Here is a 23918-nt window from a genome sequence, read left to right as displayed (position 1 = left end):
GACTGCTCAGGCCAGCAGTTCGACCTCCGACACGGTCGCCTGGCCGTCGAACACCAGGCGGTACTTCCCGTACGTACCCGGGGACCCCACGGTGAACGCGCGTGTCTGCCGGTCCCATCGGAAGGATTCACCCGACCGCTTGTCGACCGTCTTCCACGTGGTCCCGTCGTCGGCCGAGGCCTGGAGGGTCCAGCCGGTCGGCGCCTTGGAGTGGTCGGCGGACGAGGTCACCGTGTACTGAACGCCCTTGACCGGTCCGGAGACCGGCAGGTCCACGCTCGTCACGGTGGCGTCGGTGTCCGACGTGTTGTCGAACAGCGCCCCGTCACCCTTGAGCACGTCCGCACGCGGCGTCGGAACCTTGTCGTCCTGGGTGATCGACACGGGTGCGGCATTCCTGCCCGTGCCCCACGACGACGGCTTCGACCCCATGTCGAACTCCAGCACCCCGCCCTTGGCGAGCAGCGAGTGGGGGAGCGAAGTCGACGTCCAGGTGCGGCCGTTGACCTTCAGACCCTGTACGTAGACGTTGGCCGCGCTGTTGTCCGGCGCCTTCACGACCAGGTCCCGGCCGTTCTCCAGATGGACGGTCGCCTTCTTGAACAGCGGGGAGCCGACGGCGTACTCGCCGCCGCCCATCACCAGCGGGTAGAAGCCCAGCGCGGAGAAGAGGTACCAGGCCGACTGCTCGCCGTTGTCCTCGTCACCGTGGTAGCCCTGCCCGATCTCGCTGCCGACGTACAGCCGCGACAGGGCCTCGCGGACGTTCTTCTGCGCCTTCCAGGGCTGCCCGGCCGCGTCGTACATGTAGATGACGTGGTGGGCGACCTGGTTGGAGTGCCCGTACATGCCCATCCGGACGTCCCGCGCCTCGGTCATCTCGTGGATGACCCCGCCGTAGGAGCCGACGAACTCGGGGGCTGCCGTCTCCGGGGTGGCGAAGTACTCGTCGAGCTTGTCCGCGAGCTTGCCGCGGCCGCCGTAGAGGTTGGCCAGGCCCCGGCTGTCCTGCGGTGCGGTGAAGGCGTAGCCCCAGCCGTTGGTCTCCGTGTAGTCGTAACCCCACACCCGCGGGTCGTACTTCGCCGAGTCCAGGCGCCAGTCGCCCTTGGCGTCCCTGCCCTGGAAGAAGCCGGCCTTGGAGTCGAAGAGGTTCACGTAGTCCTGGGCGCGGTTGAGGAAGTACTGCGACTCCTCCTGGTAGCGCTTCTCACCGGTCTTCTCGTACAGGGCCCGGCCCATCCGCGCGATGCCGTAGTCGTTGACGTAGCCCTCCATCGCCCACGACAGGCCCTCGTGCGTGTCGGTGCTGGTGTAGCCGAGGAACGGCGAGGTCGCCATGCCCTTGCGGCCCACGCCCGAGGCCGGGGGCACCACGGTGGCGTTCTTCAGGGCCGCGTCGTACGCCGCCTTCGCGTCGAACTTCACGCCCTTGACGTACGCGTCCGCGAAGGCCACGTCCGAGGAGGTGCCGGTCATCAGGTCCGCGTAGCCGGGCGAGGACCAGCGCGAGGTCCAGCCGCCGTCCTTGTACTGCTGCACGAAGCCGTCGACCATCTCACCCGCCTGGGAGGGCGTCAGCAGCGAGTACGCCGGCCAGGTGGTCCGGTAGGTGTCCCAGAAGCCGTTGTTGACGTACACCTTGCCGTCCACGATCTTCGCGCCGGTGTGGGTCGGGGTGTCCGGCCCGGGCATCGGCGAGAAGGGCGAGGCGTACTGGTAGGTCGAACCCACTTTCTCGAAACCGGAGTTGGGGTACAGGTACAGCCGGTACATGCTGGAGTACAGCGTGGTCAGCTGGTCCGGTGTCGCTCCCTCGACCTCCACCTTGCCCAGCAGCCTGTCCCAGACCTGCCGGGCGCGGTTCTTCACCGTGTCGAAGGAGGTGCCGTCCGGGATCTCCTGGCGGAGGTTGTCCTTGGCCTGGTCGATGCTGATGAGCGAGGTGGCCAGGCGCAGGGTGACGGTGTGGTCGTCCCCGGCGTCGAAGCGCAGGTACCCCTTGACCCCGCTCGACGATCCGTCGGTCGCCTTCTTGTCGAACACGCCGTAGACGAACAGCCGGGTGGCCCCCGTCGACAGCCCGGACTTCACGTCCGAGTAGCCGGTGACGATCCCGTTGTCCTTGTCGAGCGACAGCCCCGCCTGCTCGGTGACGTTGTCGAAGACCACGCTCGCGTCGTCGCCGGGATAGGTGAAGCGCAGCGCCGCCGCGTGGTCGGTCGGGGCCATCTCGGCCTTCAGCCCGTTCTCGAACCGCACCCCGTAGTAGTACGGCCGTGCGGTCTCGTTCTCGTGCCGGAAGGCCAGCTCACGCGCCTGGCGCCCGGTGTCCGGGGTGCCTGGCTGAGCGGACGGCATGAGCTGGAAGGTCTGCCGGTCGCCCATCCACGGGCTCGGCTCGTGGCTCGCGCTGAACGCCTGGATCGTCGGCAGGTTGTCGTCGTTGTTGGCCCGCGCGTAGTCGTACAGCCAGCTCAGCGAGGACGCGTTGGTCACCGGCGTCCAGAAGTTGAAGCCGTGCGGCAGCGCGGTCGCGGGGAAGTTGTTGCCGCGCGAGAAGCTGCCGCTGGAGTTGGTGCCGCGCGTGGTGAGGGCGTAGTCGGCGAGGTGCGCCTTCGGCTTCTCGGGCGCCACCCTTCGCAGCGCGATGTCGTCCAGCCAGCCGCGGAACTTCGCCGGGCCCTTCGCGGAGTCGTACGCCACCAGTATCCGGTCGACGGTCTTGCCGGCCGCGACGGACCCGATCCGGGAGGCGACGTCGTTCCACTGGTTGACGTAGAGCACCTTGGCGGCGCCCTGCCCCTGCGGGGAGAGCGCGAACCCGTGCCGGTCCGTCGCGCCGAGGCCGCTGAGGTAGGTGCCGTCGGTGAAGGCCAGGTCCACCGACACGTTCGTGGCGTCGTAGTCCCGGTCGCCGTCCGCCATCGACGGGTAGATCCGATACGACAGCTCGGTGTCGCGGCCGACCGCCACGTTCACGTCGAAGACCTTGTTGTACGAGTACGCCCGGCCGTCCGCCGTGTGCCGACCGGCGTAACGCAGGGCCCTCTTTCCGGTGAACCCGGCCGCCGCCTTGGCCGTGGGCGAACCACTGGGTCCGTGGTCGACCAGCGACAGCATGTCCTGCGGCACCGGGCCGCCGCCACCGCCCGTGGACAGCTGCAGGTCGGCGAGCTGCAGGATGTCCGCTCCGTTGTTCTTGGTGACGTCCAGCCGGTAGTGCTGGTACTCGGCCGGTTCGGCGAGGTCGTAGGACTTCGTCTGGAACCGTTCGGAGAAGGTCTCGCCGGCGCGCGAGTCGAGGGTCTTCCAGTCCTTGCCGTCGGTGGAGCCTTGCAGGGTCCAGTCCCGCGGGTCGCGCTCGTCGTAGTCGTTGGCCGAGGTGAGGGCGTACGTCACGATCTTCATGGGCTTGTCGAGGTCGAACTCGGCCCATCCGGTCGGCTCGAAGGTCAGCCACTTGGTGACCGCCTCGCCGTCCGCGAGGTTCTCCTTCACCTCGCCGCCGCCGGTGTTCTCGGCGCTCGCGCGGACGTCAGTGACATGGTCGTTGACGTTGCCCGGGATGCCGCTGCTGTAGCCGCCGTCGACGCCCGAGGCCCGCTTGGCGCCGTCGGCACCGGTGTCGACCGTGTTCAGCCAGTCCGGAGCCGGATCGCCCGTCTCGAACGACGACGCGAACTCCCGGTCGGCCTTGGTGGGAGCGCCGGGCAGCGCGACCGCCGCCCCCTGCGAGCCCACCGCCATGACAAAGGCGGCCGTGATCACGACCGCCGGTCCGTATCCGTGCCGAGCTCTGTGCCGCATAGGCCAGCACCCTCCCTGCTTCCTGGCTCACTGGACAACGTTGTCAAATTCGCCGCGCAGAGACCAGTAGTGGGTCAAGTGGCCAGTGATGTCAAGGGTGTTGCCTGTGGCATTCGGGGCTTATGTCGTGGACTTTTCCGGCAAGGAGCGCACAGGGCGCTCATATTTCCGCGAGGTCTCAACTCGGAAAAGACCCATGGCCAACCTTGCATTCGATCTTGCTCCGTTGGCGGGAAGTGGACTATACCTGTCGGCGATTCACACGATCCGTACTTTGCTGTCCGCACTTCCTGCACGACCCTGCTTGACCTGACCGCGGTGCCGGGGAGGATCCGGTTCACCGCCTGAGTCCTGGAGAAGGCGAGGACTTGAGCATGGGATCCACTTCCGGCGAGAACGAGAACAACGGCACCGCGGACGTCGGCCGCCGCGATCTGATCAAGCGTTCGGCCGCGCTCGGCCTGATCTCCGTACCGGCGATGGGCTTTCTGTCCGCCTGTGCGAGCGGTGGCGGGAGCGACAACAACTCGAGCGACAACAACCAGGGCAAGACCTCCAAGTCGAACCCCTTCGGCGTCGAGAAGAACGGCAAGCTCGACGTCGTCATCTTCAAGGGCGGTTACGGCGACGACTACGCCAAGGCGTGGGAGGCGAACTTCAAGCAGAAGCTCGGCGTCACCTCCACCCACACCGGCACCCAGGAGATCACCGGCAAGCTCCAGCCCCGCTTCAACGCCGGAAACCCGCCGGACATCGTCGACGACTCGGGCGCCCAGCAGATCAAGGTCGACGTCCTGTACAAGAACGGGCAGCTCCTCGACCTCGCCCCGGTCCTCGACGCCCCGTCCGTGGACGACCCGGGCAAGAAGGTCCGGGACATGCTCATCCCCGGCACCCTCGACCCGGGCATCCAGGAGGGCAAGGTCGTCGCCCTCAACTACATCTACACGGTCTGGGGCCTGTGGTACTCCGGCAAGCTCTTCAAGGACAAGGGCTGGGAGCCGCCGAAGACCTGGGACGACTTCATCAAGGTCTGCCAGGCGGCCAAGAAGGACGGCATCGGCGGCCTCGCCCACCAGGGCAAGTACCCGTACTACATCAATGTCGCCATCATGGACATGATCGCCAAGAAGGGCGGCCTCGACGCCGTCAAGGCGATCGACAACCTCGACCCGAAGGCGTTCGTCGGCTCCGCCGCGGCGCAGGCGGGCGTCGAGGCGATCTACGAGGTCGTGGAGAAGGGCCTGCTGATGCCGGGCACCAACGGCCTCACCCACACCGAGTCGCAGACCCGCTGGAACCAGTACAAAGCCGCCTTCATCACCTGCGGCTCCTGGCTGGAGAACGAGCAGCTGAAGCAGACGCCCTCCGACTTCGACATGAAGTTCCTGCCGATGCCCCTGCTGCCCGGCAGCAAGATGCCCTTCGAGGCGATCCGGGCCGGCTCCGGCGAGCCCTTCATCATCCCCGCCAAGGCCAAGAACCTCCCCGGTGCCAAGGAGTTCATGCGGCACATGCTCTCCAAGGAGTGGTCGACGCTCTTCGCCAAGGAGGCCAACTCGCTCACCATCCTCAAGGACGGCGTCGACGCGAGCGTGAAGCTGCGTCCCGGCACGCAGTCCACGGTCGAGGCGTCCAAGGCGGCCGGCGACAACACCTTCCGCTACCTGTACCCGGACTGGTACAGCGAGATGGACACGGCCATCCAGAACGCCTCCAATGAGCTCATGGCCAAGCGCATCCAGCCGAAGGAATGGCTGAAGCGGTGTCAGGCCGCCGTCGACAAGCAGGCGAAGGACCCTGCATCCAAGAAGAACCGGCACGAGTAGTTCACGAGGGCGTCGTGGGGGCTGTGCGTCGCAGGGCGGCCGCGGGTCGTTCGTGGCTTGTCGCGCAGTTCCCCGCGCCCCTTTCGGGGCGCTGCACAGACCGGAATGTCAGGGGCAGGTATGCGCAAAGGGCAGTACAGGTTCGTCACGGGGTTCCTCTTCATTCCCGTGTTGCTCTACGTGGTCTTCGTGATCTGGCCGTACATCCAGACGTTCGGCTATTCACTGACCGACTGGAAGGGGCAGTCGCAGACCTTCAAGTTCGTCGGACTGGACAACTACAGAACGCTGTTCCAGGACGACGTCTTCATGCAGGCCATCTGGCACAACCTGCAGTTCCTGGTCTTCATCCCGGTGATCACGATCCTGCTCGCCCTGTTCTTCGCCTTCATGCTGAACGCGGGCGGTCGCAGCAGGGCCGGCGGGGTCCAGGGCGTCGCCGGATCGAAGTTCTACAAAGTGGTCTACTTCTTCCCGCAGGTGCTGTCGCTGGCGATTCTCGCCGTGCTGTTCAACGCGGTGTACCGCAGTGACGGCGGAGGCCTGCTCAACGGCGCCCTGATCAAAATCCATCTCGTCGACCCGAACAATCCCATCGAATGGCTCAATGAGCCGAACATGGTGCTGTGGGCGCTGATGGTCGCCGTGATCTGGCAGGGCGTCGGTTTCTACCTGGTGCTGTTCTCGGCGGCCATGCAGTCCATTCCGAAGGACATCTACGAGGCCGCGCTCATCGACGGCGCGAACCGGAACCAGTCGTTCTTCCGCATCACCCTGCCGCTGCTGTGGGACACCGTGCAGACGGCCTGGGTGTATCTCGGCATCATCGCGATGGACATGTTCGTCCTGGTCTCCTCGATGACCCAGAACATGGGTGCCTACGGCGGCGGCCCCGACCACCACAGCGACGTCATGGCGACCGTGATGATGCGCAACTTCCTCTACTACGGCAAGAGCGGCTACGCCTGCGCCATGGGCGTGATCATGCTGCTGCTCACCCTGATCCTGTCCGTCTTCACGCTGCGCGTCACCCGCCGCGAGCGCATCGAGTTCTGAGCGGGAGACATGACGATGAGCGCCCCCATCAAGGAAACCCCCGCCGCCCCCGTCGAGCGGCCGGTCGCCCCGCGGCCCGACCGCCCCGGCGAGCAGCGCGGCGAGGGTGTCGTCCTGAACGTCTTCTCCCACGGCTTCCTCGCCCTGTGGGCCCTGCTGATCGTGCTGCCGCTGCTGTGGCTGGTGATCAGCGCCTTCAAGACCGACGCCCAGATCGGCGGCTCCGCCTTCGGCTGGCCGCACAACTGGTCCCTGGACGTCTTCCACCGGGCCTGGAGCAAGGGCATCGGCGACTACTTCCTCAACACGGTCATCGTGCTGGTCTTCTCGGTGCCGCTGACCATGCTGTTCGGCTCCATGGCCGCGTACGTCCTGGCGAGGTACCAGTTCTGGGGCAACCGGCTGTTGTACTACTTCTTCGTCGCCGGCGCGATGTTCCCGGTCTTCCTCGCCCTCGTCCCGCTGTTCTTCATGGTCAAGCGGCTGGACATGCTGAACACCTACCAGGGGCTCATCCTGGTCTACATCGCCTACTCGATGCCGTTCACGGTGTTCTTCATGCACGCCTTCTTCCGTACCCTGCCCACGGCCGTCTTCGAGGCGGCGGTCCTGGACGGCGCCTCGCACACCAGGACCTTCTTCCAGGTGATGCTGCCGATGGCGAAGCCGGGCCTGATCAGCGTCGGCATCTTCAACACGCTCGGGCAGTGGAACCAGTTCATCCTGCCGACGGTCCTGATGCAGCCGCAGAGCGGCGGCGACCCGGAGCGCTACGTGCTCACCCAGGGGCTCATCCAGCTGCAACAGCAGCAGGGGTACGCCTCCGACCTCCCCGTGCTCTTCGCGGGCGTCACGATCGCCATGATCCCCATGCTGGTGGTGTACCTGTCCTTCCAGCGCCAGGTTCAGGCGGGCCTCACCTCGGCCACGCTGAAGTAGCGCTCCGAAACCGCCCGACCGCGCGCCGTTCCCGCATTTCGGGCACGGCGCGCGAACGTGTGTGTGCCTGCGGCCACGTACCCGGAAACGGTTCAACCTCTTGACGGGAGGCGACCCGAACGGCTCAGCTTAGAGTTCACTAGTTGGACATAGACGGGGCCTCATCGAAGCGGTCCCGCGCGCAGGAGGTCGTCGTGGAGACTCCGGGGTCGCAGTCGTCACTGCACCGAGCCAACCTGGAGCGGGTCGTCCGGGCCGTCCGGCTGGCCGGGTCGCTCACGCAGGCGGAGATCGCGAGGACCACGGGGCTGTCCGCCGCCACGGTCTCCAACATCGTCCGTGAGCTCAAGGACGGCGGAACGGTCGAGGTCACGCCCACGTCGGCGGGTGGCCGCAGGGCCCGCAGCGTCTCCCTGAGCGGGGACGCCGGCATCGTCATCGGCGTCGACTTCGGGCACACGCATCTGCGCGTCGCGGTCGGCAACCTCGCCCACCAGGTGCTGGCGGAGGAGTCCGAGCCGCTGGACGTGGACGCGTCCTCGGCGCAGGGCTTCGACCGGGCCGAGGAGCTGGTCAATCGCCTGATCAGCGCAACGGGCGTGGACCGGTCGAAAATCGCCGGGGTGGGCCTCGGCGTGCCCGGTCCCATCGACGTCGAGTCGGGCACCCTCGGCTCCACCGCCATCCTGCCCGGCTGGACCGGCACCAAGCCCGCCGAGGAGCTGCGGGGGCGGCTCGGCGTGCCCGTGCACGTGGACAACGACGCCAACCTCGGCGCCCTCGGTGAGCTGGTCTGGGGCAGCGGCAGGGGCGTGCGCGACCTCGCCTACATCAAGGTCGCCAGCGGTGTCGGTGCCGGTCTGGTGATCAACGGCAAGATCTACCGCGGCCCAGGTGGCACAGCGGGAGAAATCGGTCATATTACTCTTGATGAATCCGGCCCCGTCTGCCGCTGTGGAAACCGCGGCTGCCTGGAGACCTTCGCGGCCGCGCGCTATGTGCTGCCGCTGCTCCAGTCCAGTCACGGCACCGATCTGACGATGGAAGGCGTCGTGCGGCTGGCCAGGGACGGAGACCCGGGCTGCCGTCGGGTGATCGCCGACGTCGGCCGCCACATCGGTTCTGGAGTCGCCAATCTCTGCAATCTGTTGAACCCGAGCCGGGTGGTTCTCGGTGGCGATCTCGCCGAGGCCGGTGAGCTGGTGCTCGGGCCGATACGGGAGTCCGTCGGCCGCTATGCGATCCCCAGTGCGGCACGCCAACTGTCCGTGCTTCCCGGGGCACTTGGAGGTCGTGCGGAGGTGCTCGGAGCACTCGCCCTCGCCCTGAGCGAGATGGGTGATTCGACCCTTTTGGACAGCACGCTGCACGCATCTGCGCCTGCCTTCACTTAGAAAACGCAGGACGTCGTTGCCATCTCGTTAAGTATTTACTTCTTGACGTCGCACGTGCGGCCGAGTTGACTTCCAGCCACCTCGGCCGCAACGACGCGGCCTCGTCAGGGAGGTTTCTCAAGTGAACACGCTCATGCGTCGTGCAGCCGTGACCGTAGCGATCTCGGCACTCGCCGTCTCGGTCGCCGCCTGTGGCAAGGCCGGTGACAAGAAGAGCAGCGACGGCAGCAGCCAGAGCTCCGGCTCCGGCAGCAAGTCGATCGGCCTGCTCCTGCCCGACAACGTCACCGCGCGGTACGAGAAGTTCGACAAGCCGTACTTCGAGGCCAAGGTCAAGGAGCTGTGCGGCGACTGCACCGTCTCCTACGCCAACGCCGCCGCCGACCCGGCCAAGCAGGCTCAGCAGATGAGCAGCATGGTCACCAAGGGCGTCAAGGTCATCGTGGTCTCCGCCCAGGACTCGGCCGCCATCAAGTCCTCCATCCAGTCCGCGGTGAGCAAGGGCGTCAAGGTCGTCGCGTACGACCGTCTGGCCCAGGGCCCGGTCTCCGCGTACGTCTCCTTCGACAACGTCAAGGTCGGCCAGCTCCAGGGCCAGGCCCTGCTGGACGCCCTCGGCTCCAAGGCGAAGAAGTCCTCGAAGATCGTCATGATCAACGGTGACGACGCCGACCCGAACGCCGGTCAGTTCAAGAAGGGCGCGCACGAGGCACTCGACGGCAAGGTGAACATCGCCTACGAGCAGTCGGGTCTGTGGAAGGACACCGTCGCCGCGCAGAAGATGTCCGCCGCCATCACCCAGCTCGGCGCCAAGAACATCGCCGGCGTCTACGCCGCCAACGACGGCATGGCCGGTGGTATCGCCAACACCCTCAAGGGCGCCGGTATCAGCGGCATCCCGCTGACGGGTCAGGACGCCGAGCTCGCGGGCATCCAGCGGATCGTCGCCGGCACCCAGTCCTCCACGGTCTACAAGGCCTACAAGCCGGAGGCCGACACCGCCGCCGAGCTCGCGGTCAACCTGCTCCAGGGCAAGGACATCAAGTCCCTGGCCGACACCACGGTCACCAGCGGCTCGGGCGACAAGGTCCCGGCCAAGCTGCTGACCCCGGTCTCGGTGACCGTCAAGAACATCAAGGACACGGTCGTCAAGGACGGTCTGTACACCGTCTCCCAGATCTGCACCGCGGACTTCGCCGCCGCGTGCAAGAAGGCCGGCCTGCAGTAAGCCGCAAGGGCCCGTCCGACGGACGGGCCCGAGCCCGGGGCGCGATCCTCACCGGAACGCGCCCCACACCGCAGGCACCGAACCTGTCCGGCACCCGCGCCGCCTTCATACCCCGCTGCGGGGCGGGTGCCGGACGGAAGCATGGTGGACGCAGCCGTTGCCAAGAGGCACCGGGCGCGCGCATGTTCGACTTGTAAATCAGTGCCAACGGCACAGCCCCTTGTAAACAAGTGCTTACGGCACACCCCTCCGCGCCCTACCCCAAGCGCGGCATCCCCGCCGGTCAGGCGGCGAAGGAGATGGTTCACGTGTCCGCTACGCCCGTGCTGGCGTTGCGCGGAGTCTCCAAGCGATTCGGTGCGGTGCAGGCCCTCACCGATGTCGAACTGGAGGTCCACGCCGGCGAAGTGGTCGCCCTGGTCGGCGACAACGGCGCCGGAAAGTCCACGCTGGTCAAGACGATCGCCGGCGTCCACCCCATCGATGAGGGCGTCATCGAGTGGGAGGGCAAGCCGGTCAGCATCAACAGGCCGCACGACGCCCAGGGACTCGGCGTCGCGACGGTCTACCAGGACCTCGCGCTGTGCGACAACCTCGACGTGGTCGGCAACCTCTACCTCGGACGCGAGCTGCTGCACCGCGGCGTCATCGACGAGGTCACGATGGAGAAGAAAGCCCGCGAGCTGCTGAGCACGCTCTCCATCCGCATCCCGAGCGTTCGCATCCCGATCGCGAGCCTCTCCGGTGGTCAGCGTCAGGTCGTCGCCATCGCGCGCGCCCTGATCGGTGAGCCCAAGGTCGTCATCCTCGACGAGCCCACCGCCGCCCTCGGCGTCGAGCAGACCGCCCAGGTCCTCGACCTCGTCGAGCGGCTGCGCGAGCAGAACCTCGCCGTCATCCTCATCAGCCACAACATGGCGGACGTGAAGGCGGTCGCCGACACCGTCGCCGTACTGCGGCTGGGCAGGAACAACGGTTCCTTCTCGGTGAAGGACACCAGTCAGGAAGAAATCATCTCCGCGATCACCGGTGCCACGGACAATGCCGTGACCCGTCGTGCGGGGCGTCGCAGCGCGGAGGCGGCACAGTGAGCGACACATCCAAGGTTTCCAAGGTCGATCCCGAGGTGCAGGACACCGTCGCACCCGCGGACGACCCCACCGCTGCCCCGGTCTCCGTCGTGGACCCGCGTCTGCTGATCCGCGAGGAGGGCCTGAAGGGCTACTGGACCGAGTTCACGCGCAAGGTCAAGGGCGGTGAGCTCGGCTCGCTGCCGGTGGTCATCGGCCTGATCATCATCTGGACGATCTTCCAGCTCCAGAACGACCGCTTCCTCAGCGCGGACAACGTCTCGAACATCAGCTACTACATGTCGGCCACCGGCATGCTCGCCATCGGCCTGGTGTTCGTCCTGCTGCTCGGCGAGATCGACCTGTCGGTCGGTTCGGTCAGCGGTCTGTCCTCCACCCTGTTCGCCGTGTTCGCGGTGGAACACGGCGTGAACCCCTGGCTGTCGCTGGTCCTGGCGGTCCTCGTCGGTATCGGCATCGGCGGCCTGCAGGGCTGGTTCTTCGCCAAGATCGGCGTGCCCGCGTTCGTCGTCACCCTGGCCGGCTTCCTCGGCTGGAACGGCCTGATGCTGTGGCTGCTGGGCTCCAGCGGCACCATCAACATCCCGTCCGACACCGGTCCGGTCCACCTGCTCGGCCAGAGCTCGTTCTTCATGGACCAGGCCATCATCGGCGCCTACCTGCTGGCCGGCCTCGGGGTCGTGCTGTCCCTGGTCGGCAACTTCGGTGAGCAGCGGCGCCGCAAGGCGGCCGGCGTGCCGTTCCGGCCGACCGTGGAGATCCTGCTGCGCGTCGGCGTGCTCGCGGTGGCGTCCTTCCTCGCCGCGTTCGTGCTGAACGACGCCTCCGGTGTCTCCAACGCGCTGGTGATCTTCCTCGCCGCGCTGGTGATCGTGGACTTCGTGCTGCGCCGTACGACCTACGGCCGCAAGGTCTTCGCGGTCGGTGGCGGCATCGAGGCGGCCCGCCGTGCCGGTATCAACGTGCCGATGATCCGGATCACCGTGTTCGCCATCTCCGGCGGCTTCGCGGCGATCGGCGGTATGTTCTTCGCCGGCCAGACCGCGAGCGCCACGCTGAGCGCCGGCGGCGGCAACACCCTGATGCTCGCCATCGCGGCGGCCGTCATCGGCGGTACCTCGCTGTTCGGTGGCCGCGGCTCGGTCTGGTCCGCCCTCCTGGGCATGCTGGTCATCCAGTCCATCCAGACCGGCCTGGACCTGCTCAACATGAACACGTCCATCCAGTACATGATCACCGGTGCGGTGCTGCTGGGCGCCGTCGTCATCGACTCCGTCTCCCGCAGGAGCCAGAAGGCGGCGGGCCGGGCGTAACACCCCTCCCGAGACCTGTGCCCGGCACCAACGGCGGTGCCGGGCACAGTCATGTCGTAGAAAAGTGCGATCGTGGGTAGAGCCGATCGCGTGACCTACGACGCACCGCCCGGGCACCGTCCGCAAAGGCGGAACATTAGACTCGACAAGCCCGGCAACAGCTCGATCAGCTTTTACTGCAAGGAGGCACGGGTGCCGCTGCTGACCCGCATCAGGGGACCGCGCGATCTGGACCGGCTCAGCCTGGAGGAGCTGGACCAGCTGGCAGAGGAGATCCGGACCTTCCTCGTCGACGCCGTCTCCAAGACCGGCGGCCACCTCGGCCCCAACCTGGGCGTCGTCGAGCTCACCATCGCCCTGCACCGCGTGTTCGACTCGCCCAAGGACAAGGTGCTGTGGGACACCGGTCACCAGTCCTACGTGCACAAGCTGCTCACCGGCCGCCAGGACTTCAGCCGGCTGAAGATGAAGGGCGGCCTGTCCGGCTACCCCTCGCAGGCCGAGTCCGAGCACGACGTCATCGAGAACAGCCACGCCTCCACCGTGCTGGGCTGGGCCGACGGCCTGGCGAAGGCCAACCAGGTCCGCAGGCGCGACGACCACGTGGTCGCGGTCATCGGTGACGGCGCGCTCACGGGCGGCATGGCCTGGGAGGCGCTGAACAACATCGCCGAGGCCAAGGACCGCCCGCTCGTCATCGTCGTCAACGACAACGAGCGCTCCTACGCCCCGACCATCGGCGGCCTCGCCAACCACCTGGCGACCCTGCGCACGACCGACGGCTACGAGCGCTTCCTCGCCCGGACCAAGGACATCCTCGACCGCACCCCGGTCGTCGGCAGGCCGCTGTACGAGACCCTGCACGGCGCCAAGAAGGGCCTGAAGGACTTCATCGCCCCCCAGGGCATGTTCGAGGACCTCGGCCTGAAGTACGTCGGCCCCATCGACGGCCACGACATCGAGGCCCTGGAGTCGGCCCTCGCCCGCGCCAAGCGCTTCGGCGGCCCCGTCATCGTGCACTGCCTCACCGAGAAGGGCCGCGGCTACCAGCCCGCCCTCCAGGACGAGGCCGACCGCTTCCACGGCATCGGCCCCATCCACCCCGACACCGGCCTGCCGATCAAGGCCTCCGGCGCCGACTGGACCTCCGTCTTCGGCGACGAGATGGTCCAGCTCGGCAAGGAGCGCGAGGACATCGTGGCGATCACCGCGGCGATGCTCCAGCCGGTCGGTCTGAAGAAGTTCGCGGACGCCTTCCCCGACCGGATCTACGACGTCGGCATCGCCGAGCAGCACGGCGCCGTGTCCGCCGCCGGCCTTGCCCACGGCGGCCTGCACCCCGTCTTCGCCGTCTACGCCACCTTCCTCAACCGCGCCTTCGACCAGGTCCTCATGGACGTCGCCCTGCACAAGTGCGGCGTCACCTTCGTGCTGGACCGGGCGGGCGTCACCGGCACCGACGGCGCCTCCCACAACGGCATGTGGGACATGTCGATCCTCCAGGTCGTCCCCGGCCTCCGGCTCGCCGCCCCGCGCGACGCCGACCAGGTCCGCGCCCAGCTCCGCGAGGCCGTGGCCGTCGAGGACGCGCCGACCGTGGTGCGCTTCTCCAAGGGCGCCGTGGGCCCCGCCGTACCGGCCGTGGGCCGCGTGGGCGGCATGGACGTGCTGCGCGAGCCCGGCACGGACCGCCCGGACGTGCTGCTGGTCTCCGTGGGCGCCCTGGCGCCGATGTGCCTGGAGATCGCCGCCCTCCTGGACCGGCAGGGCATCTCCACCACCGTCGTCGACCCGCGCTGGGTCAAGCCCGTCGACGAGGCCATGGCCCCGCTCGCGGATCGGCACCGCGTGGTCGTCACCGTCGAGGACAACTCCCGCGTCGGCGGCGTCGGCTCGGCGATCGCGCAGGCCCTGCGCGACGCGGGCGTCGACGTGCCGCTGCGCGACTTCGGCATCCCGCCGCGCTTCCTCGACCACGCCTCGCGCGCCGAGGTGATGACGGAGATCGGCCTCACCGCCCCGGACATCGCCCGCCAGGTCACCGGCCTGGTCTCCAAGCTGGACGGCCGGTTCGACCGGAGCGCCGCGGCCGAGGTGGAACCCGCCCGCGACTGACACCGCCGTACGACCGGACGGGCCGCTTTCTCACCCCGCCAGGGGTGGTGGAAGCGGCCCATCCGCGTGAATCCGCGCGCGCCGGGGCATACGCCTTAAGCCCCCTCTCGATCATGGCGAGGACGAGAAAGCGTGGGAGGTACGCCGTGAGCAGCACCCTCTTCAGGACGAAGAACGTCGAGCGGTCCATCCAGGACACCGAGGAACCGGAGCACGCGCTCAAGAAATCCCTGTCCGCGCTCGACCTGACGGTCTTCGGCGTCGGCGTCATCATCGGCACCGGCATCTTCGTCCTGACCGGCACGGCCGCCAAGAACACCGCCGGCCCGGCCGTCTCCCTGTCCTTCGTCGTCGCCGGCGTCGTCTGCGCGCTCGCCGCCCTGTGCTACGCCGAGTTCGCCTCCACGGTCCCCGTGGCGGGCTCCGCGTACACCTTCTCCTACGCCTCCCTGGGCGAACTGCCCGCCTGGATCATCGGCTGGGACCTGGTGCTGGAACTCGCGCTCGGCACGGCGGTGGTCGCCGTCGGCTGGTCCGGCTACATCCACTCCCTGCTGGACAACGCAGGCTGGCATCTGCCCGAGGCGCTCAGCGGCCGCGACGGCGCCTCCGGGTTCGGCTTCGACATCCTCGCCGCCGCCCTGGTCCTGCTGCTCACCGCCATCCTCGTCGTCGGCATGAAGCTCTCCGCGCGCGTCACCTCGGTCGTCGTCGCCATCAAGGTCGCCGTCGTCCTGGTCGTCATCATCGCGGGCGCCTTCTTCATCAAGAGCGGCAACTACGACCCGTTCATCCCCAAGGCGCAGTCGGTGGAGGCGGGCGGGAACCTCAAGGCCCCGCTGATCCAGCTGATGTTCGGCTGGGCGCCCTCCAACTTCGGCGTGATGGGCATCTTCACCGCCGCGTCCGTGGTCTTCTTCGCCTTCATCGGCTTCGACGTCGTCGCCACCGCCGCCGAGGAGACCCGCAACCCGCAGCGGGACGTGCCGCGCGGCATCATCGGCTCCCTGATCATCTGCACCGCGCTGTACGTCGCCGTGTCGATCGTGGTGACCGGCATGCAGAAGTACAGCAAGCTGTCCGTGGACGCCCCGCTCGCCGACGCCTTCAAGGCCACCGGGCACCCCTGGTTCGCGGGCCTGATCAGCTTCGGCGCCGCGATCGGCCTGACCACGGTCTGCATGATCCTGCTGCTCGGCCAGTCCCGGGTGTTCTTCGCGATGAGCCGCGACGGCCTGCTGCCCCGGTTCTTCTCCCACACCCACCCGAAGTTCCGCACGCCCTACCGGCCCACGATCCTGCTCGGCGTGATCATCGCGATCGTCGCCGGCTTCACCAGCCTGAGCGAACTCGCCGAACTGGTGAACATCGGCACGCTCTTCGCCTTCATCGTCGTCGCGATCAGCGTGATCATCCTGCGCAACACCCGCCCCGACCTGGAGCGTTCCTTCCGCACCCCGTGGGTCCCGGTGCTGCCGATCGTGTCGGTGCTGGCCTCGCTGTGGCTGATGCTGAACCTGCCGGCCGAGACCTGGCTGCGGTTCGCCATCTGGATGGTCATCGGGTTCGCCGTGTACTTCTTCTACGGGCGTACGCACAGCCGTCTCGCTCACCAGGAGCAGTCGGCCGACACCCCTGACGTCAGGGCCTGACCGTCCGGGGACCGGCGACCTCGGCGCCCAACTCCCGCACCCGCCGCCGCAGTTCCCGGTCCGCCGTGACCACCAGGACGGCGCGGCCGCTTGCCGACGCCACCAGTTCCACGATCCGGTCGTCCCCGCTCCCCGGGGCCGCCTCCACGCGGACCCCGGGGACGGACTCCACCCCCCGGGCCGCCCCCTCCACCACCAGCACGATCTCCACCGGCCCGGCGTGCCCGGGGAGCCCGTCCGCCGCCAATCGGTCGCGCAGTCGTTCGGCGGCCCCCCGCCGGTCCCGCCACCATCCGTCGGGCACCGACCCGACGACGTTCGCGGCGTCGACGATCACGAGCAGGGGGTCGCTGTCACTCATGCGGCCAGGTTCGCACAGTCGGGGGAAAGGGCCCGCTCAGTCCGCCCGCTTGTCGTCGAAGCTGGCGAAGTACGCGGCGGCCATGTCCTCGTCGCCGTGCCCCTGCGCGGCCGCCCGTTCGAAACGCTCGGCGCTCGCGGCGGCCACGTCCAGGCGGGCCCCGTTCTCCCGGCCGGCCGCCACGATGAGGCGGGCGTCCTTGGCGGCCGTGGTCACCGCGAACTGGGCGGGGGAGAGGCGGTTCTCCAGGATCATCCCCGCCTTCGCCTTCAGATAGCCCATGTCCAGCGGGCCGCCCGCGATGAGGTCGAAGAACCGCGCCGGGTCGACGTCGAGGGCCTGCGACAGGGCGAGGACCTCGCCGGCCGCCGCGGTGGCGGCGAGCACCCAGCTGTTGGCGACCAGCTTCAGCCGTGTGGCGGTGCCGGCCGCCCCGTCCTCGCCGGTCCACACGGTGCGGGCGCCGACCGCGTCGAACACCGGCTCCACGACCGCCCGTCCCGCGGCCGGGCCGGCGGCCAGCACCGTCAGCTGTCCGGCCTCGGCGGGCTGGCGGGTGCCGAGCACCGGGGCGTCGTAGAAGACCAGCCCGTGCTCGGCGGCGAAGGCGGCCAGTTCGCCGATGGCCTCGATGCCGGCGGTGGTCGACTGCACCCAGGCGGCGCCGGAGCGCAGCGCGGGGGCCGCCTCGCGCATCACGTCCAGGGCGGCCGGGCCGTCGTACAGCATGGTGAGGACGACATCGGCGCCCTCCACGGCCTCGGCGGGCGTGTCGGCGATGTGCGCGCCGTCGGCGGCGAGCGGCTCGGCCTTGGCGCGGGTTCGGTTCCAGGCGCGGACGGTGTGCCCGGCGCGGGCGAGGTTGCGGGCCATGGCGGCGCCCATGATGCCCGTGCCGAGGACGCTCACGGTGAGTTGGTCGGTCATGAGGTCGGCTTCCTTCTCACGTCTGTCGTTTGCGGTTGCCGAGGTACAGCCTGCCCCCTCCACGCCCGGACGTGCCCGTCGGCGCCACGTGCCACGCGGGGCCCGATCGAGGGTCGTCGTAGCGGCCCGCTTAAAGTGAACTGGTGAACGGCGACTGGCTCCTGCGCGGCCGTGACGGCCGGCTCAGTGTCTACCTTCCGACGGACGACGCCGTCCTGTGCCGGGCGGAACGGGCCCCCGGCGGCACCTGGACGCCCGTGCGCAAGGTCGGCGGCGAACAGAAGCTGCGGCCGTCCCTGGCGATCGGTCAGGGCGGCGACTCCTACGCGCACCTCGTCTCCTGGCGGCCCACGACGGCGGGTGAGAGCGGGCTCGTGCATTCCACCCACTTCCGGCCCCGGCTCGCCGCCCTGGACTGGAACCCGATCGGGCACCCCGACAAGAAGGGGCCGTTGACCGGCATGCCCGCCGTCGCGGTCGACGCCCAGGGCCGCGCCCATGTCTTCGTCCGCAACGGGGGCGGCGGGGTGAGCATGGTCGCGCAGAAGGAGAAGGGCGGCTGGGACCCCTGGCGGGACCTCAAGGGGCGTGACGTGCAGGACGAGTTGGCGGCGGCGACGGGGGAGTCGGGGCGCGTGGAGCTCTTCGCGGCCGTGTCCGGCGGGGTCCTGCACTGGCGTCAGGAGGAGCCCGGCGCGCAGCCCGTCCTGGAGGAGGCGATCGAGGCACCGGTCCGCGCGGGCACGCTGTACGCGCTCGCCACCTCCGCCGAGAGCACCACCCTCTTCTACACCGACGAGTCGGGCGACCTGTGCGCGTGGCGGCCCGGCGCCAAACCGGTCGCCCTGCTGCCCTCCGCCGGGCCCGGCCCGGTCTCCGCCGTGCGCTGCGAACTCGACGGCTACGACTGCACGTTGCTCGCCCAGCGCTCGGCGAGCGGCCGGGTCGCCTTCGCCGCCTACCCGACCGAGCAGGAGTCGGCCGGCGCCTGGTGGGCCGAGTCCGGCCCCTCCCTCCCGTCGGACGCCGGGGTCTCCCTCGCGGTGGACGAGGACGACCGGGTGGTGGCGGCCACGTCGTCCCCGTCGACCGGCCGACTCCTCCTCACCCGCCGCAAGGACGAGCCGGGGCTGGCGCTGGAGGCGTGGCGGGAGGTGTGACGGAGGAGGAGGCTGGCGTCGCCGTCGCCTCCGGCCCAGGTGGGCACGCCGTCGTCACGCTGTGTTCGTCAAATGTTCGACTTATGATGGGCGCGCTCGGCCTCCCCCGTGCAGCAGGTGCCCGGGGGTTCGGCACCTCGGCCGCGCCGGGCGTCAGGGAAGGGGCGGGCCACGTCATGCGGACCGGATCCGGGCGCGGCGCCGCCCGACGCAGAGGCGCGGACCGCGTCGTCGTGCACGAGCACGGGCGGGGCGAGCGGCACGCGGCCGAGGCGACCGTGGACGGCCGCTGGCTGCTGCTCGGCAAGGACGGCAGGCTCACCGCGTACGCCCGCGCCCGCGGCGGACTGCTGCGCTGGACCGAGACCCACCCGGGCGGCCCGCAGTGGACCGGGCCCGAGTTCTTCCCGGTGCCGGATCTCACGCATCTGTCGGTGGTCCAGGGGCCGGACGCCTACGTCCACTTCCTGGGCCGGCGCGAGCGGCGCAAGGGCGACGGGCCCGCCGCCGTCGACATCGTGCACGCCATCCAGTACCAGACCGGACGTCCGGTCACCGAGTGGCGGTCGCTGGGCAACCCGCACCAGGACCGGGAGAAGGCCGCCCGCTTCGGCGTCCCGGTGGGCGCCGTGAGCGCGTCGGGCCGCGTGCACGTCCTCGTGCGCAACGCGGGCCGCGGGCTGATGCTGCGGCGCGAGGCGCCGACCGGCAAGTGGGAGCCCTGGGCCGACCTCAAGGGCAGCGGGGTGCAGGACGGGCTCGCCGTGGTCGCCCACGGCTCCGGGCGGATCGAGGTGCTGGCCGGCGGCGAGCGCGATGCCATGTGGTGGCGGCAGGCTGAGCCCGACGGCGACTTCCGGCAGGAGCCGAACATCGCGCTGCGGGTGGCCCCCGGTACGGCGGCGGCGCTGGAGACCGCCCCGGACCGGGCGACCTTCTACTGGGCCGACCGGGACACCGGCGGACTCGTCGCCCACCGGCCGGGCGGCTGGCTGATCCCGCTGGGCGGCGCCCCGGCGGGCAGCCCCGTCGCGACGCTGCGCGCGGCACTGGACGGCTACGACTGCACGGTGCTCGCCCACCGCGACATGGACGGCCAGGTCATGCTCGCCGTGTGCGGCACCGAGAACGAACAGGGCGGCCTGTGGTGGTCGCCGACGGGTGAGCACTGCGTCGGCGCCCCGGCCCTCGCCCAGGACGCCCACGGCCGCGTCGTCCTCGCCGCGCTGGCCCCGGGCGGTGCCCTGCACATAGCCCGCCAGTCGGACGCCCCCGGCCTGAACCTGAACCCATCGATCCGCCTCTGACGAACCCCTGCCCGGGGCACTGGGCAATCCTGGTTCGTCGGCCTACGGCGAGCGTTCGCCGGGGCACCGGCCGGGCACCATCCCGTCCGCCTCGGCGAGCGGCTCGGCCACCGAGCACCCCTGACCCGTCCGCCCTCTGGCGGGGCCCCAGGGACACCGAGCACCCCTGGCCCGTCCGCCATCTGACGGCCCCCCCGGGACACTGGGCAGCCGTCGTCCGTCCGCCTCCGGCGAGTGCCACCAGGGACTCCGGACCGGCGCCATTGCGGCCACCGCTGAAGCGTGCCCCGCCCGGGCCCCCGGGCATGCCCTGGCCCGTCGCCTCCGGCGAGCGCCCCGGGGCCCCGGGACCCCGGGCCGGCACCATCCCGTCCGCCTCCGACGGGCGCCGTCGGGACCCCGGGCACCCCCTCGCCCGTCCGCCTCCGGCCAGCGCCCCCGGGACGCCGGGCCAACGCCAGCGCGGCCATCACTGAAGAGCCCCGCGCCCGGGGGGACACCGAGCACCCTCCACGCCCGTCCGCCTCCGGGCACCCCTTCGCCGGCCCGAAGTCAGAGCCGCTCTGCCTCCGGGCACCCCCTTGCCCGCCCGAAGTCAGGCCCGCCCCTCAGGACGTCGACGCCCCCGTCCTCGTCGAGCCCCCCGTGGCCGGTGACTTCTTCGCGGAGGCCGGGATCTCCTCGTCCTTGCGCAGGGCCTGCCACAACTGCCCGGCCTGGGGCTGGGCGGCGATCACGCGGTTGGGGTCCTGGGTGTCGTACCGCACCGGAAGCATGATCGTCTCCATCGTGGAGGGGTCGATGCCGTTCATGCTGCGGCCGAACTCGGCGAGCTTGGTGAGGGACGCCAGGCCCGAATCGGTGGTGAGGGACTCGGTGAGCTTGTCGGCGATCCGGTAGGACTTCGTCGGGCTGCCGAGGAGGTCCTGCTTCTTGATCTCGCTCAGCAGGTCGATCAGGAACTGCTGCTGCAGACCGATGCGGCCCAGGTCGCTGCCGTCGCCGACGCCGTGCCGGGTGCGGACGAACTGCAGCGACTGGGTGCCGTCGAGCTTGTGGGTGCCCGCGGTGATGTCCAGGCCGCTGTTGTGGTCGTGGATGTCCCGGTCGACCGTGACGGTCACCCCGCCGATCGCGTCGACCAGCCCCTTGAAGCCGGCGAAGTCGATCTCGACGAAGTGGTCCATGCGGACGCCCGACATCCGCTCCACGGTCTTGACCACGCACGCGGGCCCGGCCAGCGAGTACACCGAGTTGAACATCACGCGCTTCGCCGACGGCAGCGCCGAGCCGTCCTTGGCCGTGCACGCGGGCCGCGTCACCAGGGTGTCGCGCGGGATGCTCACGGCGACGGCCTGGCGGCGGCCCTCGGGTATGTGGATCACCAGCGCGGTGTCGGAGCGGGCCCCGGCCGCGGTGTCCCCGCTCAGCTTCCCGTTGGCGCCCGCGCGCGAGTCGGAGCCGAGGACCAGCAGGTTCTGCCCGGACGTGGGCAGCTTCTCGGGCCGGTCGTCGCCGATCGCCTTGTCCAGGTCGACGCCCTTGATGTTGCCGTTCAGATCGCTGTACAGCCAGTAGCCGACGCCTCCGGCGGCCACCAGGAGCAGGACCAGGCTCAGCGCGATCCAGCGCCACACGCGGCGGCGCTTCCTCGGCGTCCTGCCCCGGCGGCCCGACGGCGCGCGCCGTGATCCCTCCGGGCCCGTCTCCGTCAGGGCGTGCGTCATGTGCGTCGGTCCTCTCTCCTCGACCAGTGGCTCAGGGCATGCGTGGGGGGAGAGACCGAGCCAGTCTGCGGCGGCGGGCAGTCGCCCACCGGTCATCAGACGTTCAATGAGACGCAAGGGTTGTATGTGTTTTCTGTCATTTCTGTCTGTTCTTGACAGCAGTGTGAGCGCTTGCTGATGATGTGCCGGTCCTGTGAAGGTTAAATATTCGGTATGAACCGGCGGCGGCCTTTTGCCATCGCCTTACGTGGTCGCACATCGAGCCGGGGGGCACGAGGGCGAGCGGCCACCTGGTACTCACCTCGGTCCTGCCGGGTGAGGAGACGGGGAGGGGTGGCTGTGCTGGTGCGTGCGTCGGCCCGTGGGGGGCGAGCGGCGTGACGGCCGTATTCGATCAGGCTCTGCGGCGGTCGTCGGGCCCCGCGGGGAATGCGGGGGACGGCGCCGTACGGCGGTCCGCCCAGGCGGGGCCCACGACGGTCACCGCGGAACACGGCGACGTCTACGTCGAACCCGGACTGACCCCGCTCTCGGCCCGCGAGGCCAACCGCTCGGCTCTCACCGCGCTGCTGGACACCGCCGGCGTCGCCCACTTCGCCGTCCGCGGCACCGACGACCACGGCACGGTGGTCGGCGTCGCCGAGGAGGACCGCGAGCGGGTGCTGAGCGTGGTCTTCCGAGGACTCGGCCAGTTCCCGGGGCACCTCAGCGTGATCGACCCGGACGCGCCCCGGCCGGCCCGGCCCGTCTCCACCCGCGACCCGAAGGCCTGGCGCGAGGTCTCCGCCGCCCGGATCCTGCGGATCAGCTGGTACCGCACCGACCCGGAGCGCCATCTGCTGCTCGGGCACGAGTACGGCTGCGCGATCGAGTTCTGGCAGCGCGACGGCTCCTACCTCCTCGCGCCGCGCGCCAACCGCGCCACCTGGGCGGTCGCCGCCGACGCCCCGAACGTGCTCGGCGCCGCCAGACTGTTCAGTCGGTTCGTATCGGACTGGACCCCGCAGCGCCTGGCGCCGGCCCTCGCCACCCGGCCCGAGTTCCTGGTGAACTGCGCGGACGACATCGCCTTCCCGGTCGACGCCGTCTACACCTGGGTCGACGGCAACGACCCGGCCTGGCAGCGGCGCAAGGCGCAGGCGAAGGGCGAGGTCTACCACGCCGAGTCGGCGAGCGACGCCCGCTTCATCAGCCGCGACGAACTGCGCTACTCGATCCGCTCGCTGCACCTGTTCGCGCCGTGGATCCGCAACGTCTACGTCGTCACCGACGACCAGGTCCCCGCCTGGCTGCGCGAGGACGTGCCGGGACTGCGCATCGCCACGCACCGGGAGATCTTCCGCGACCGGTCGGTGCTGCCGGTGTTCAACTCGCACGCCATCGAGTCGCAGCTGCACCGCATCGAGGGCCTGGCGGAGCACTTCCTGTACTTCAACGACGACATGTTCGTCGGCCGCCCGGTGGCCCCGCACGCGTTCTTCACGCCCAGCGGCACGGCCCGCTACTTCCCCTCGCGCAACCGCATCCCGCAGGGGCCGGTGGTGGAGACCGACACTCCGGTGGACGCCGCGTGCAAGAACAACCGGGCGCTATTGATGAATCGTTTCGGCAGAGTGATCACCCAGCCCATGGAGCACATCCCGTACGCCCTGCGCCGCTCCGCCATGGAGGAGGCCGAACGGGACTTCCCCGAGGCCTGGGCACGCACCGCCGCCAGCCGCTTCCGCGCCATGACCGACCTGTCGCCGACCTCGTCGTTCGCGCTGTACTACGCGGCGCTGACCGGCCGGGCGCAACCGGGCTCGATGCCCTTCACCTACCTCCAGCTGGCCGTGCCGGACCTGGCGGACCGCCTGCAACGGCTGCTCGACGGCCGGGACCAGGACACCTTCTGCCTCAACGACGCCTTCTCCACACCGGAGGACATCGAGGCCCAGCAGGAGCTCCTGGACGGCTTCCTCAACGCGTACTTCCCCACCCCCAGCCCGTACGAACGATGAAACGGAGTT

16 protein-coding genes are annotated in these 23918 nt (G+C 69.5%); 12 read left to right on the top strand and 4 right to left on the bottom strand.

Features of this window, described 5'->3' with window-relative positions:
- Positions 1-6: 6 nt before the first annotated feature.
- Positions 7-3810: a GH92 family glycosyl hydrolase gene (locus ACIGDI_RS29145; protein ID WP_399902628.1), complete on the bottom strand. Its 3804-nt coding sequence runs from the start codon at positions 3808-3810 to the stop codon at positions 7-9.
- 374 nt (positions 3811-4184) lie between these two features.
- Here ACIGDI_RS29145 and ngcE point away from each other — a divergent pair, with 374 nt between their 5' ends.
- From ngcE to ACIGDI_RS29100, 9 genes are all read left to right on the top strand, one after another.
- Complete coding sequence (gene ngcE / locus ACIGDI_RS29140) at positions 4185-5639, top strand: N-acetylglucosamine/diacetylchitobiose ABC transporter substrate-binding protein (RefSeq protein ID WP_399902625.1); 1455 nt, start codon at positions 4185-4187, stop codon at positions 5637-5639.
- A 120-nt stretch (positions 5640-5759) separates the two neighbouring features.
- The gene (locus ACIGDI_RS29135) at positions 5760-6695 is read left to right on the top strand and encodes a carbohydrate ABC transporter permease (protein WP_399902622.1); all 936 of its coding nucleotides are present in this window, start codon (positions 5760-5762) and stop codon (positions 6693-6695) included.
- 15 nt (positions 6696-6710) lie between these two features.
- Positions 6711-7634, top strand: a complete 924-nt coding sequence (locus ACIGDI_RS29130; protein WP_399902618.1) for a carbohydrate ABC transporter permease — start codon at positions 6711-6713, stop codon at positions 7632-7634.
- A gap of 194 nt (positions 7635-7828) precedes the next feature.
- Positions 7829-9028 carry an ROK family protein gene (locus tag ACIGDI_RS29125; protein ID WP_399902616.1) on the top strand — a complete coding sequence of 400 codons (1200 nt, stop codon included), beginning with the start codon at positions 7829-7831 and terminating at the stop codon, positions 9026-9028.
- Between the two features lie 133 nt (positions 9029-9161).
- Positions 9162-10256 carry a sugar ABC transporter substrate-binding protein gene (locus tag ACIGDI_RS29120; RefSeq protein WP_399902613.1) on the top strand — a complete coding sequence of 365 codons (1095 nt, stop codon included), beginning with the start codon at positions 9162-9164 and terminating at the stop codon, positions 10254-10256.
- 299 nt (positions 10257-10555) lie between these two features.
- Positions 10556-11347: an ATP-binding cassette domain-containing protein gene (locus ACIGDI_RS29115; protein ID WP_200697963.1), complete on the top strand. Its 792-nt coding sequence runs from the start codon at positions 10556-10558 to the stop codon at positions 11345-11347.
- Positions 11344-12660: a sugar ABC transporter permease gene (locus tag ACIGDI_RS29110; RefSeq protein WP_399902610.1), complete on the top strand. Its 1317-nt coding sequence runs from the start codon at positions 11344-11346 to the stop codon at positions 12658-12660. Before ACIGDI_RS29115 ends, ACIGDI_RS29110 begins: the two co-directional genes overlap by 4 nt.
- 192 nt (positions 12661-12852) lie before the next feature.
- Positions 12853-14775 carry a 1-deoxy-D-xylulose-5-phosphate synthase gene (dxs, locus tag ACIGDI_RS29105; RefSeq protein WP_399903088.1) on the top strand — a complete coding sequence of 641 codons (1923 nt, stop codon included), beginning with the start codon at positions 12853-12855 and terminating at the stop codon, positions 14773-14775.
- A gap of 146 nt (positions 14776-14921) precedes the next feature.
- A complete protein-coding gene (locus tag ACIGDI_RS29100) occupies positions 14922-16427 on the top strand; it encodes an amino acid permease (protein WP_399902607.1) in 1506 nt (501 codons plus the stop codon).
- Here the strand turns inward: ACIGDI_RS29100 and ACIGDI_RS29095 are convergent.
- Together ACIGDI_RS29095 and ACIGDI_RS29090 are read right to left on the bottom strand one after the other, a co-directional pair.
- Positions 16417-16788, bottom strand: a complete 372-nt coding sequence (locus ACIGDI_RS29095; protein WP_399902604.1) for an NTP pyrophosphohydrolase — start codon at positions 16786-16788, stop codon at positions 16417-16419. The genes ACIGDI_RS29100 and ACIGDI_RS29095 overlap by 11 nt on opposite strands.
- A 36-nt stretch (positions 16789-16824) precedes the next feature.
- Entirely contained in the window at positions 16825-17715 is an 891-nt protein-coding gene (locus tag ACIGDI_RS29090; RefSeq protein WP_399902602.1) for an NAD(P)-dependent oxidoreductase, read from the bottom strand.
- 143 nt (positions 17716-17858) lie between these two features.
- Between ACIGDI_RS29090 and ACIGDI_RS29085 the strand changes: the two genes are divergently transcribed.
- Together ACIGDI_RS29085 and ACIGDI_RS29080 are read left to right on the top strand one after the other, a co-directional pair.
- Positions 17859-18875: a hypothetical protein gene (locus ACIGDI_RS29085; protein ID WP_399902599.1), complete on the top strand. Its 1017-nt coding sequence runs from the start codon at positions 17859-17861 to the stop codon at positions 18873-18875.
- A gap of 176 nt (positions 18876-19051) precedes the next feature.
- Entirely contained in the window at positions 19052-20182 is a 1131-nt protein-coding gene (locus ACIGDI_RS29080; RefSeq protein ID WP_399902597.1) for a hypothetical protein, read from the top strand.
- 608 nt (positions 20183-20790) lie between these two features.
- Here ACIGDI_RS29080 and ACIGDI_RS29075 read toward each other — a convergent pair.
- On the bottom strand, positions 20791-21909 hold the full coding sequence (locus ACIGDI_RS29075) for an LCP family protein (RefSeq protein ID WP_399902594.1): 1119 nt from the start codon (positions 21907-21909) through the stop codon (positions 20791-20793).
- A gap of 377 nt (positions 21910-22286) precedes the next feature.
- Between ACIGDI_RS29075 and ACIGDI_RS29070 the strand changes: the two genes are divergently transcribed.
- Positions 22287-23909 (top strand): stealth family protein, encoded by a 1623-nt coding sequence (locus tag ACIGDI_RS29070; protein WP_399902591.1) that lies wholly within the window; start codon positions 22287-22289, stop codon positions 23907-23909.
- Positions 23910-23918: the final 9 nt, after the last annotated feature.

The sequence above is a fragment of the Streptomyces sp. NPDC085900 genome (assembly GCF_044540925.1).
GTDB lineage: Bacteria > Actinomycetota > Actinomycetes > Streptomycetales > Streptomycetaceae > Streptomyces > Streptomyces gilvifuscus.
This window is presented reverse-complemented; position numbering and strand designations above follow the sequence as displayed.

Coding starts and splice junctions, on each gene's coding strand:
- ACIGDI_RS29145 (WP_399902628.1), bottom strand. CDS start 3,810: ATGCGGCACAGAGCTCGGCACGGATACGGACCGGCGGTCGTGATCACG.
- ngcE (WP_399902625.1), top strand. CDS start 4,185: ATGGGATCCACTTCCGGCGAGAACGAGAACAACGGCACCGCGGACGTC.
- ACIGDI_RS29135 (WP_399902622.1), top strand. CDS start 5,760: ATGCGCAAAGGGCAGTACAGGTTCGTCACGGGGTTCCTCTTCATTCCC.
- ACIGDI_RS29130 (WP_399902618.1), top strand. CDS start 6,711: ATGAGCGCCCCCATCAAGGAAACCCCCGCCGCCCCCGTCGAGCGGCCG.
- ACIGDI_RS29120 (WP_399902613.1), top strand. CDS start 9,162: ATGCGTCGTGCAGCCGTGACCGTAGCGATCTCGGCACTCGCCGTCTCG.
- ACIGDI_RS29115 (WP_200697963.1), top strand. CDS start 10,556: ATGGTTCACGTGTCCGCTACGCCCGTGCTGGCGTTGCGCGGAGTCTCC.
- ACIGDI_RS29095 (WP_399902604.1), bottom strand. CDS start 16,788: ATGAGTGACAGCGACCCCCTGCTCGTGATCGTCGACGCCGCGAACGTC.
- ACIGDI_RS29090 (WP_399902602.1), bottom strand. CDS start 17,715: ATGACCGACCAACTCACCGTGAGCGTCCTCGGCACGGGCATCATGGGC.
- ACIGDI_RS29080 (WP_399902597.1), top strand. CDS start 19,052: ATGCGGACCGGATCCGGGCGCGGCGCCGCCCGACGCAGAGGCGCGGAC.
- ACIGDI_RS29075 (WP_399902594.1), bottom strand. CDS start 21,909: ATGACGCACGCCCTGACGGAGACGGGCCCGGAGGGATCACGGCGCGCG.